Below are 11821 nucleotides of genomic sequence, written 5' to 3'. Positions count from 1 at the left end.
CTGGCGTAAATTTCTGAAAACAATGAAAAACTGGATAGTAGTGGCGGCAGGTCTGTTATGGCAGGCTACCGCATGGGCGGGCGGAACGCCCTCTTACTCGGCCCTGGCCATTGATGCTGCGCTCACCAAAGGGGCAGATGCCGTGATCCGGACAGAGGAAACCGTATTTACCGTGCATTCTGCCAAGTCTTCTACAGAGAAAGTGCGGGTGGTGGTTACCGTGCTTACCCCTGAAGGCAAGGAGCATGCGCAACTAGTGGTGCCGTATGACAAGCTGAACAAAGTAGACTACATCAAAGGAACGCTGTATGACGCTTCTGGCAAGAAGAACAGATCTTTGAAAGCATCTGAGATCAAAGACTACAGCAACACCAGTGATTTCTCCCTCTATGAAGACAACCGGGTAAAAGTGGCCCAGGCAGATGCCACCACCTACCCGTTCACCGTGGAGTATGAGTACCAGGTGAGCTCCTCCAACATGCTGTTTTACCCGGTGTGGTACCCTTTGTCCAGCCCCAAGGTGGCGTTGGAGCACGCTTCTTTCCAGGTAAACATGCCCGTGGGCATGCCTTTGAGATACCATGAGCGGCAGGTGCCGGAGAAGGCAACCGTTACCCAGGTGAACCACCAGCAGGTGTACAAGTGGGTGGTAAAGGGCATTGCGCCTGTAGAGCGGGAGCCGTGGGGGCCCTCCTATTATGAGCTGGTGCCGTTTGTGCGTACGGCCCCAACCACGTTTGAGGTAGAAGGCTACGCCGGCACCATGGACTCCTGGAAGACCTTGGGCGAATGGCAGAACAAACTGAACCAGGGCCGCGGGGTATTGTCAGACGCCACCAGGCAGCAGGTCCTGGAACTCACCAAAAACCTGGCTACGCCCGAAGAAAAAGTGAAAGCCGTCTACCAGTTCATGCAGAACAAAACCCGCTACGTGTCTATCCAGCTGGGCATTGGCGGCTGGCAGCCGTTTGAAGCCGCCGTGGTAGACAGCAAAGGCTACGGTGACTGCAAAGCCCTCAGCAACTACACCAAGTCGCTGCTAGAGGCGGCGGGCATTAACAGCCATTACGCCCTGATCTGGGGCGGCGAAGACAACCGCCCCGTAGTGCCTGACTTCCCCAGCAGCCAGTTCAACCACGTGGTGCTCTGCGTGCCCACGGCCAAAGACACCATCTGGCTGGAATGCACCAGCCAGACCGCAGATGCCGGGTACACCGGCTCTTTCACCGGCGACAGGTATTCCCTGCTGGTGACCCCTGAGGGGGGGAAACTAGTCTCTACCCCTGTTTTCAAAGCAAAAGACAACACCCAGATCAGAAGCGTGCAGGTAAAACTCAATGCCCAGGGATCTGGCGTGGGCGAGGCGGTCACCTGGTTCACCGGCACCCAGCACGAAGACCGCAACAGCATCATGCACCAACTCAAGCCAGAGGAACAGCTAAAATGGCTGTACAAGCAAACCCACATCCCCGCTTTTGAGATCAAGAACTTTGCCCTGGAGAAAGTGAAGGCTACCGCACCGCAGGTAAAGGAGAAACTGCAGCTGGAGCTGCCCAGGTTGGCGTCTGTGAGCGGAAGAAGAATGTTCATCACCCCCAACCTCATGAACCGCTGGACCACCGTGCCCTCTGCCCTGGAGAGCCGGAAACAGGAGGTGGTCTGGAATTCGGCGTTTCATGATGTAGACTCTGTGGAGTATGAAATCCCGGCGGGCTATAAACCTGAAAGCGTACCCTCTCCCGTGAAAATCACCACGGCGTTTGGCCAATTTGAGGCAAAGGTGCAGGTAAAGGGCAGCAAGCTCCTGTACGTGCGGCAGCTGACCATGCACAAAGGGCGGCATTCCCCTGAAAAATACAAAGAGCTGGTTGATTTTCTAAAGCAGGTAGTACGGGCAGACCAGCAGCAGGTGGTATTGGCGGCAGAGGCCACCTAACCGCTGAGGCAGTCAGACTCTCTCCCGCTCCTGAGGTTCTGCCTTGGCGGCACTAGTGACCAACTGCCGTTTTTGGCCTGTTTTCCTGAAAACAGGCCAAAAACGGCAGCTTTATTCCAAACCCCAATTTTTAAACTTCCCCAGAATACAACATGAAATTACATGAGGCGGCCAAAAGCACCCTGGTGCTACTGCTTTTACTGTTAGGCACTTCCATCTCCGGCTGGTGTGAGCAAGACCCCCTGCGGCTGGGGCAGGTGACAGATGACGAGCTAAAAATGGGAATATATCCCCAGGACACGGCAGCGGCGGCAGTTGTCTTGTATGACTACGGGCATTCCTCCTTCCTTTTCTCCAAAGGCACCCAGCTCCAGTTCAAGCGCACCGTTCGGGTAAAGATCTTGAAGAAGGCAGGGTTAGACTTCGCCAACATTGAGATCCCTTACTTTAAGAAGAGCCCCGAGAGCAAAGAAGAGGTGCTGAACCTGAAAGGCTTCTCCTACAATCTTGAAAACGGGAAAATGGTGAAAGTGAAACTGGAGGAAAACGCCGTTTTTGATGAAAAGGTAGATGCCAACTGGTTTGTCAGGAAACTGGCCATGCCCGGCGTAAAGGTGGGCTCGGTGATAGAATACACCTACACCATCAAGTCAGACTTTCTACACAACCTGCGCGAGTGGGAGTTCCAAAGTTCCATTCCCGTGCGTTGGAGCGAGTACCGGGTGGCCATGGTGCCGTTCTATGAGTACAAGCAGGTGCTGCACGGGTTCTATCCGTTTCATGTGCAAGACTCTAAAGAGAACCGGGTCACGGCCCCCATTACCTGGGACAAGGAAGTGGGCTATGCAAAAATGGAGGAGCGGGGCACTCTCTCTATGAGCGTGGTAGAATACCGCTGGGTCATGAAAGATGTGCCGGCCTTCAAAGAGGAGCCCTACCTGCCAAACGCCAGAGACTACCTCTCCAAAGTAGAGTTTGAGTTGTCTAAGATCCAGTACCCTGACCAGGAACCTAGATTCATGGCCGGAGATTGGGAGGGGTTCACCAAAGAACTCCTGAAAGAGGAAGAGTTTGGCGGGCAGCTCACCAGCGTTCCTGCGCTCCAGAAAGTGGCCGCCACGGTGGTGGCCGGTAAAACAGAGGACTTGGCCAGGGCGAAAGCAATAGTAGAGTACGTGCAAACCTCTATGCGGTGGGACGGCAAGTACCGTATCTATGCTGAGAACCTCAAGAAAGCCCATGACAAGCACACCGGCTCCTCTGCTGAGATCAACCTGCTCTTAGTCAATCTGCTACGGGACGCAGGCCTCATTGCCCAGCCCATGCTGGTCAGTACCCGCGGCCATGGGCAGCCCCTGGAAAGCTCCCCCATGCTCAGCAAGTTCAACTATGTGATTGCCTGTGTGAACCTTGCCGGGAAAGACTATCTGCTGGATGCCACTGAGCCCGGTCTTGCCTTTGGCATGTTGCCCCTGCGCTGCCTCAACGGGAAAGGCTGGGTGGTACAGCCCCCCAAAGGCAAATGGCTGCCCCTGCAGGGCGTTGACAGAAACAGCCAGATGGTCAGCGCACAACTGACCCTTAAGCCTACCGGTGAAGTGCTGGGGAGCATGGAAGAAAGCTACCTTGGCGTTCCTGCCCTGCAGATGCGCTCCAAAATCAAAGAAAAGGGGCAAGACACCTACGTAAAAAGCTACGCCAACGCGGGGGCTGACTGGGTGCGGCAGGACGTAAAGCTAATCAACCTGGAGAAGCCAGAGGAGACCTTCAAGACCCAATATCAGCTAAGCCGGGCAGGCGCGCCGCAGCCCGAAGAGCTACTGTACCTCTCGCCCATGCTCTTGCACGGCCAGCAGGAAAACCCGTTCAAACTGGCCAGCCGGCAGTACCCGGTTGATTTTGGCTCGCCGGTAGATGAAACCTATGTAATGAATTATGAGCTTCCGCCAGGGTATGTGATAGAAGAACTGCCTAAGGCAACGGTTTTCTCCCTGCCAGGGAATGCCGCCAAATTTTCATACGTGGTGCAGGAGGTAAACGGGAAACTGCAGGTCATGAGCAAGCTCACCATTCACAAAACTGTCTTCACCGCCAGTGATTATCAGAATTTGCGCGAATTCTACGCCCGCATGGTAGCCAAGCACGCAGAGAAAGTAGTCCTGAGGAAAAAGTCATGAGTTTTCGTTTTGGGGCTGTTTTTCAGAAAACAGCCCCAAAACGCCCCCCTTTCCTGCGGGCGCAGAAAGACCAGAGCCTCCGCTCTCCTTGCCATTTATGCTTCTATCGCCACTAATTCCCGGTAACGCCGTAGAAGCCTCTATCTTTGCGCCCATCACATACCTAGTGCTTCTGACCACGTGCCGAAAGAGAGGAAATTCAAACAACTGTTCTGGGGATGGGTGGCGCTCTTGAGCCTGCCATTCCCTGACCACAGCCTGGCCCAGCAACCAGACCAGATCAACCAATGGCTGCAGTATACCGGCTCCTACTGGTTCAACGCCCGCTGGGCCGCCACGGCCAACGTGCAATACAGAACCTACCGGCCAATAAAAGACCCGCGCACCACTTTCTTGGGGGCAGAGCTCCAGTATAATTTCAAAGATGCCCCGGTGGCGGTGTCAGGCGGGTATGCGCACCTGTTCAACCGCAACTACCTGCCCGCTGAGGAGACCGAGTACACCCATGAAAACCGCCTCTACCAGACCCTCACCCTGCGGGGAAACCTCTGGAAAACGGGCATCACGCACCGCTACCAGCTAGAAGAGCGCTGGCTGCCCCAAGAGTACCACACCCGCTTCCGGTACCTGCTCGCGCTCAAACTCCCGTTTGGCGGCACAGGTCAGGAACCGGGGCCCTGGTACGGTATTCTCCGGAACGAAGTGCGGGTGATTGTGCGCAACCAACCCTTTGACAGCAACCGGGTCTTTGGCGGGGCAGGCTACACGTTCAACAAGCACCTCACAGTGGAAGGCATGTGGATGTCACAATTAGTAGGCAACGGGAACCACCAGCATTTCACCATGTTTGTGCTTCGGCATGACTTCGGGAAGATGGAGTGAGTAAGATTGTGTTCAGGCAGTTTTTCTGAAAAGAGCCGGAGAGCATGCTATTACCTTTGTCTATTGGGCTGTAAACGCGCTGCAAAAGTACCTGGCCTTATGGTTGCCTCGCCCCAGAGTGCTGCTCTGCAAACGCTAGTGAAAAAACCTTTTGCTCCCCTTCTTCGCCTGTAAAATCAAAATTTCAACCAGCTCTGTGAACAGGATTTGGCGCAGACGCGCTTGCTGTCACTACGGTCCCTATTACAAATCATTTGCGCGGCTGCCAGGGCAATTGTGTATAGGGGCATTCTTCTGTTTTGAGCCTCTTTTGGCCAAAACAGGCCGAAAACGCAAACACTGGAAAACAAAAATCCCGCTGCCCTGAAAAGAACAGCGGGATTTTTCAATTTCGTCGGAATGGCAGGATTCGAACCTGCGACCTCCAGCACCCCATGCTGGCGCGATACCAGGCTACGCTACATCCCGATCATTGGTATCTGCTGCAAAGTAAAGCAAATTTCGGCTTTAGCAAAAGTGCGTTTAAAATTTTGCTGCGTGTTTCTGGGCTGTTTTTCTGAAAACAGGGCAAAAACAGACAAACCCAAGCCACCTTTCTCCGTCAACTACTTCAAAAGCCGCGCCCATATCTGCAAGCAGGAAGGTTTCACACAGAAAAACGCGTGCTCAAAAGACCTCGCAGCGTCTGGAAGACCTGCGAGCGTCTGTGCCAAATACGCTTAGCATTGCTACTTGCACTGCCTTTCCCCAGAGGGAGAGGGAACACGGTTTTCCCGTTTTCGGCCTCTTTTTCTAAAAACAGCCCCAAAACAGAATCTACTCCAATTCCTCAGTCTGCAACTGCCGCTCGTACAGCGCCCGGTACAACCCGTCAGGAACCGCCATCAGCTCTTCATGGCTGCCGTGCTGCACCACCACCCCGTCATCCAGCACCAGAATCTTGTTGGCCAGTTTCACAGAACTTACGCGGTGCGAGATAATGATAGACGTGCGGTTGGCCATGACACGGTGCAGGCTGTTCAAGATGGCGTTCTCGGTTTTGGTGTCTACCGCCGAAAGGGAATCATCCAGAATCAGGATTTTGGGCTCGCGGGCCAGGGCACGGGCAATGGAGACACGCTGTTTTTGACCGCCGGAAAGGGTGATGCCGCGTTCGCCCAGCACGGTGTCAAACTGCTGCGGAAAACGCATGATGTTCTCGTAGACATCGGCGTCTTTGGCGGCTTGCAGCATCTTGTCTTCGGGCAGGGCGTCTACGCCAAAGCCAATGTTGTTCCGGATGCTGTCTGAAAACAAAAACACGTCTTGCGGCACGTAGCCAATCTGGCTGCGCAGGTTAGAGAGGCTGTAGTCGCGTATGTCTTCGCCGTCAATCAAGATTCTTCCGCCCGTGGCGTCATACAACCGGCAAATTAAAGCGGCCACCGTACTCTTGCCCGAGCCCGTGTTCCCAATCACGGCCAACGTCTCGCCGGGGTTAATCTGGAACGACAGTTTTTTCAAGGCGTGAATGCCCGTGTCTGGGTACACAAAATCTACTTCGTCAAAGACAATGGCGCCTTTCATGTCTTTCTCCAGGTTCTTCTGTGAGATAATATCAGTCTTGGTGTTCAGGAACTCGTTGATGCGCTGCTGCGAGGCGGCGGCGCGTTGCACCAGACTGGTGGTCCAGCCCAGCGCGGTCACCGGCCAGGTGAGCATGTTCACGTAAATCAGGAATTCGGCAATGACGCCAGGCGTGATGCTGCCGTTGATCACTTCCTTGCCGCCCAGCCACACGGTAATGATGGTGCTCAAGCCAATCAAGAACAGAATAAGCGGGAAAAACAGCGAGTTTACAAAGTTCAGCTCCAGAGATTTGTCGCGGTACGTGTCGCTGGCCTTGGTGAAGTTGGCGTGCGAATCCTGTTCCCGCACAAACGATTTCAGCACCCTGATCCCTGAAAACGCCTCCTGCACAAAGGTGGTGATGCCGCTCAGACTCTTCTGAATCTCATCACTCTTGCGCTCAATGATGTTGTTCACGTAGTAAATGCTCACGCTCAAAATGGGCAGCGGCAGGAGGGTGTACAGCGTGAGTTTTACGTCAACGGTGAGCATGTAGGGTATCACCATCAAAAACAGCACCACTAAGTTTACGCCGTACATAATGGCGGGCCCCAGGTACATGCGCACGCGGCCCACGTCTTCAGAAATGCGCGCCATAAGATCGCCGGTGTTGTTGCGGCGGTAGAAACTCAGGGGCAGCGTCTGGTAATGGGCGAAGATTTCGTTCTTGAGGTCGTTCTCAATGTGGCGGCTCATGACAATGATGGTCTGGCGCATGAAGAACAGGAAAATACCTCGCAGCAGCGCCATGAGCACAATCACCACGCCGTAGAACAACGTGCTGCGCGCGAAGCTCTTGTACACCGTTTCCTGTTGCGCAAAGCCGTCATGCAACTGGTACATGGTAATGCCCTCGCGCACCAAATCAAAGGCGTGCCGCACCACCTGCGCCGGAATGATGGCAAAGATGTTGGACACAATCACAAACACAATTCCCCAGAAAAACCGGAATTTATATTTGAGCAGGTATTTGTTTAAATATTTAAGTGATTTCACAAGCTGAAATTTCTAATTTTACGTACTAACACTTGTTAGTATTTTTCTTGCTGTAGCCAAAAGTTACACCTACTTTTGCGGCGAAATTACCAATTCGCCTCCCCATTATCTAATGAATAGCCGAATGGTATACTAGTTAACACCCATCATGATAGAACTAAAAGACATAGAGACCGCGCAGGAAACCTCGGTTTTCAGCCAAATCAGCGAATTTCAGCACGAGCAGGTGGTTTTCTGCCATGACCACGAAACAGGCCTCAAAGCCATCATCGGTATTCACAACACCGTTCTGGGCCCCGCCCTGGGCGGAACCCGCATGTGGACCTACGCCTCAGAGGCCGAAGCGTTGCGCGACGTGCTCCGGTTATCGCGCGGCATGACGTACAAATCGGCTATATCGGGTCTGAACCTGGGCGGCGGCAAGGCAGTCATCATCGGCGATTCTAAACGAGACAAGACCGAGGCCATGATGCGCAAGTTCGGTCGGTTTGTGAACAACCTGAACGGCAAGTACATCACCGCCGAAGACATGGGCATGACCACCCAAGACATGGCCTACATCGGTATGGAAACGAAGCATGTAGCCGGTCTGCCAGAATCACAAGGCGGTAGCGGCGACCCATCGCCGGTTACGGCGTACGGGACTTACATGGGCATGAAAGCCGCCGCCAAACGCGCGTGGGGTTCAGACAGTCTGGCCGGAAAGCGTATCTCCGTACAGGGCACTGGTCACGTAGGCGGTTACCTCATTGACTACCTCGTCAAAGAAGGTGCCCAGCCATTCATCACCGACATGGACCAGGAGCGTCTGAAACGCATTGCGGCCAACACTAAGGCCACTGTAGTAGGCTTAGACGAAATTTACGACCTGGACGTGGACATTTATTCGCCGTGCGCCATGGGTGCCACCATCAATGACAACACCCTGCAGCGCCTGAAATGCCAAGTCATTGCCGGTTGCGCCAATAACCAGCTCAAAGACGAAACCGTGCACGGTCCGGCGTTGGTAGACATGGGCATTATCTACGCCCCTGATTTTTTAATTAACGCCGGCGGCATTATCAACGTGTACTCAGAGGTGAAGAAACTGAACCGCGAGTGGGCCATGCAGCAGACCGAGCAGATCTACAACACCACCTTGAATATCTTCGCCATGGCCGAAGCCGAGGGAATCCATACCCAGGCCGCCGCCACCCGCATTGCGCAGAAACGCATTGATGACATGGCCAAGGTGAAGCAGACGTATTAGTTTCTGTTGAAAGTATCCCAAATAGAGGGAGAATGTGATGTGCGTTTTGGGGCTGTTTTTTGTAAAACAGCTCCAAAACGCTTTTCTTTTTTTAATGGTTTGTGGCTATGCCGATGGGGTTTTATGGAATGCGGGATGTTTGTAGCTGCCTTGCCTTTGCCGTTATTTGCTGGCATAGGTAGTCTGAAGCTCCCTTGGAAATACCGTTTGCTGCGGTGCGAAGTCACCACTCTTTTCATCGTTTCCGGTAAGCGCTCACGGCCGCGGGGCCCCGTCTTCCGCCCCCGCGCTGTACCCTCAAGCTGGCCCGGTGGGCCTGCCGCTGAAGCGGCAACGCAAGAGGCTTAGGCGCGGGTACGAAAGACTGGTTTTGAGTTCCTTTCCAGTAACTGCTTTTCTTTTTGCAATCTGTTTGCAGGTTAGTGCTGTAGTTCCGCTAGCCTGAGACGAGCCCGTGCTGCGCACATCAGCTTTGGGAATGTACTTTGTGATTTTGGGAGTTGCGTTTTTGGCCTACTTCCCTGAAAACAGCCCGGAAACGCAATCAGGTTTCCTGCTTATAATTCCGTTAATACCGCAACTGGTTCAAGCTTATAGCTTGGACCTACCATTGCGGGAAGCTTGCAGCTTCCGTGAGGCGCAAGCCTCAAACTGCGCACATTTCAGCATAAATGGCCATAGAGACCAGGCACCGCCTTGTCTCCCCCGCATTAGTAGATACTCCCCCTTTGAAGGGGGCGAAGGGGGATGTTGACACAGGAGGGCACGCATTGCGGATATTACATATACCGCACGCATTCCCGATATTCCCCTCCTCGGGAGGGGTTGGGGTGGGTTAATGCGCATGGCTGGTCTTGTTGTGGTTACCGGCTCAGCAAACGTAGGCACGAGCTGCAAGCTCGCGCCAGCGAAATACTTCTAACAATCAACAATTGGCAATCAGTAATTCTCAAAAGACCTCGTAGCGTCCGGAGGACCTGCGAGCGTCTGTGCCAACAATTCCCTCAATCCTGAAAATTTATTCAATCCTGAAAATCCTGCTTCTGGCAACTTGAACCACCCTCATCCTAACCTTCTCCCAGAGGGAGAAGGAATTCCGCTTTTCCGTTTCCGGGCTGTTTTTCCAAAATCAGCGCCAAAACAGAACCGCGCCGCAGCCTTTGCAGGCCATGGGATCAATTAAAAAAGAACGAGCGTTTGGTTCTTGCCCCGCAAGTTCAGACCTTTGCGGCAGAATTGGGCTGGGGCAGCAAATGCCTTGGAGCCATCGGCCGGAAGGCCAACTTTTACCGTAATTTTCACGTTCACCACGTTCTTTCCTTCATATAACATGCTCAACCGCAGAATACTCCGCATCAAAGCCATGCAAGCCATCTACGCCTACGTGCAGGCAGAAGGGTCTGACTATCAGTTGGCCCTGGATTTGATTGCGGACCGATTTGCCCCTGACCTTATGGCCATTGTGGCGCAGGACCGAAAAAAACTGGAAGGCCAGAAGCAGATTGCCAGCCTGCTGTTCAAAGAATGGTACCAGACCCGCAAATTTGACACCGAGGAGAAAGACCGGGAGATCTTAGACGCCGCCCAGGCCGCGGTGAACTTCTACCAGAACTCGCTTAAGAAAGACCTCAAGTTCTTCGGGAACCAGATGGTGGCTGCCGCTGAGGAAATCTATGACCGCTATCTGCTCACGCTGCTGGTGGCCCAGGAACTGGCGCACCAGATTGAGGGCGAGGAGCAGAAAGCCGCCACCCGCTTCACTGAGCGAAAAGACGTAAACCTGCGCAAGCTACTGGACAACAAGGCGCTGCAGAAGCTGCTAACCAATAAATTCCTGGAGCAGCGCGTCATTAGGCGTAACCTGAGCTGGGCGGGTGACATGGAGGTGATCCAGAACATCTACCGCCACAACCTCAAGAAAGACGAGGCCGTGCTGGAGTACCTGGAGCTACAGGACCCCACCTATGAGCAAGACCACGAACTGCTCAAACATATCTTCAAAAATGTTATCTTTAAGGACGAGAACCTGCAGGCGCTGTTTGAGGAGAAAGACCTGAACTGGGTAGAGAACAAGTCTGTGGTGAAAAACCTGGTGAACAAATCCATCAAGATGCTGGAGGAAGACACAGATGAGCACCTGGCCCTGCTGGACCTTTCGCCCAGCTGGGATGATGACAAAGCCTTCTTTGAGGAGCTGTACTTTGAGACCCTGAAAGAGGATGAAAAGTACGAGGCCATGATCTCTGAGAGCGTGCAGAACTGGGATGTGGAGCGCGTAGCCCAGCTGGATAAAATCATTTTGAAGATGGCCCTCTGCGAAATGCATATTTTCCGCAGCATTCCGGTAAAAGTGACCATCAATGAGTACATTGACATCTCTAAAGTGTACAGCACGCCCAAGAGCAAGCAATTTGTCAACGGGGTGTTAGATAAACTGTCTCAAGACCTGATCAAGAGCGGTGAGATACGTAAATCAGGAAGAGGTTTGTTAGACAACAAATAATCTCGGTTGGTTTTCGTTCGTATGGAGAGGAGATACTAACCGGTTTCTGTTTTGGGGCTGTTTTTCTGAAAACAGCCCCAAAACAGAAAACCATATTGCTAACCTCCGCCCGGCAGCGTACTGTATCCAGGGCGGCTTACATACTTAAACACTACCAAAACTATGGGCAAAAAAACCAATGCAATCCTTGCCTTTTCCACCGGTATCGCCACAGGCGCGGTATTGGGAATTCTGTTCGCCCCGGAGAGAGGCCGTGAAACCCGTGACAAACTGAGCTTTCAGTTAGAGAAGTACCGCACCCGGCTGCTGGAGTTGACCAATGACCTGGTGTCTGGAAGAGAAGAACTGGGCTCTGCCGCCAAAACCGAGGGACAGCGCGTGATCAAAGACGCCCGCGACAAAGCCGAGCGCCTGCTGGTAGACGTAGACTCCCTCATCAATCAAATAAACAGTAAGAAGGAAATTTAAGC

General features: G+C 53.3%; 7 protein-coding genes and 1 tRNA gene. 6 read left to right on the top strand and 2 right to left on the bottom strand.

The features are described 5' to 3' along the window. The first annotated feature begins 22 nt into the window (after nt 1–22). From FHS90_RS15125 to FHS90_RS15115, 3 genes are all read left to right on the top strand, one after another. Nucleotides 23–1936 carry a DUF3857 domain-containing protein gene (locus FHS90_RS15125; protein ID WP_182513670.1) on the top strand — a complete coding sequence of 638 codons (1914 nt, stop codon included), beginning with the start codon at nt 23–25 and terminating at the stop codon, nt 1934–1936. A gap of 152 nt (nt 1937–2088) precedes the next feature. Next, nucleotides 2089–4113 carry a DUF3857 domain-containing protein gene (locus FHS90_RS15120; protein WP_182513669.1) on the top strand — a complete coding sequence of 675 codons (2025 nt, stop codon included), beginning with the start codon at nt 2089–2091 and terminating at the stop codon, nt 4111–4113. A 180-nt stretch (nt 4114–4293) separates the two neighbouring features. Continuing rightward, on the top strand, nt 4294–4995 hold the full coding sequence (locus FHS90_RS15115; RefSeq protein WP_182513668.1) for a DUF2490 domain-containing protein: 702 nt from the start codon (nt 4294–4296) through the stop codon (nt 4993–4995). Between the two features lie 394 nt (nt 4996–5389). Here the strand turns inward: FHS90_RS15115 and FHS90_RS15110 are convergent. Then, nucleotides 5390–5463 (bottom strand) — tRNA-Pro (locus FHS90_RS15110). A gap of 348 nt (nt 5464–5811) precedes the next feature. Continuing rightward, nucleotides 5812–7599, bottom strand: a complete 1788-nt coding sequence (locus tag FHS90_RS15105; protein WP_182513667.1) for an ABC transporter transmembrane domain-containing protein — start codon at nt 7597–7599, stop codon at nt 5812–5814. 148 nt (nt 7600–7747) lie between these two features. Between FHS90_RS15105 and FHS90_RS15100 the strand changes: the two genes are divergently transcribed. The 3 genes from FHS90_RS15100 (at nt 7748) to FHS90_RS15090 (ending at nt 11819) form a co-directional block, all read left to right on the top strand. Next, complete coding sequence (locus tag FHS90_RS15100; RefSeq protein WP_182513666.1) at nt 7748–8848, top strand: Glu/Leu/Phe/Val dehydrogenase dimerization domain-containing protein; 1101 nt, start codon at nt 7748–7750, stop codon at nt 8846–8848. A gap of 1330 nt (nt 8849–10178) precedes the next feature. Next, the gene (gene nusB, locus FHS90_RS15095) at nt 10179–11351 is read left to right on the top strand and encodes a transcription antitermination factor NusB (protein ID WP_066830749.1); all 1173 of its coding nucleotides are present in this window, start codon (nt 10179–10181) and stop codon (nt 11349–11351) included. A 162-nt stretch (nt 11352–11513) separates the two neighbouring features. Further along, entirely contained in the window at nt 11514–11819 is a 306-nt protein-coding gene (locus FHS90_RS15090) for a YtxH domain-containing protein (protein ID WP_066830503.1), read from the top strand. Nucleotides 11820–11821 lie beyond the last annotated feature (2 nt).

It is taken from the genome of Rufibacter ruber, from assembly GCF_014138425.1.
In the GTDB taxonomy this organism is placed as follows: Bacteria; Bacteroidota; Bacteroidia; order Cytophagales; family Hymenobacteraceae; genus Nibribacter; species Nibribacter ruber_C.
The sequence above is the reverse complement of the archived record's forward strand: the minus strand, read 5'-3'. Positions and strand labels throughout refer to the sequence as shown.

Excerpts from the sequence above, each read along its gene's own strand:
- FHS90_RS15100 (WP_182513666.1), top strand. The coding sequence starts at position 7,748 with ATGATAGAACTAAAAGACATAGAGACCGCGCAGGAAACCTCGGTTTTC.
- FHS90_RS15120 (WP_182513669.1), top strand. The coding sequence starts at position 2,089 with ATGAAATTACATGAGGCGGCCAAAAGCACCCTGGTGCTACTGCTTTTA.
- FHS90_RS15090 (WP_066830503.1), top strand. The coding sequence starts at position 11,514 with ATGGGCAAAAAAACCAATGCAATCCTTGCCTTTTCCACCGGTATCGCC.
- FHS90_RS15125 (WP_182513670.1), top strand. The coding sequence starts at position 23 with ATGAAAAACTGGATAGTAGTGGCGGCAGGTCTGTTATGGCAGGCTACC.
- nusB (WP_066830749.1), top strand. The coding sequence starts at position 10,179 with ATGCTCAACCGCAGAATACTCCGCATCAAAGCCATGCAAGCCATCTAC.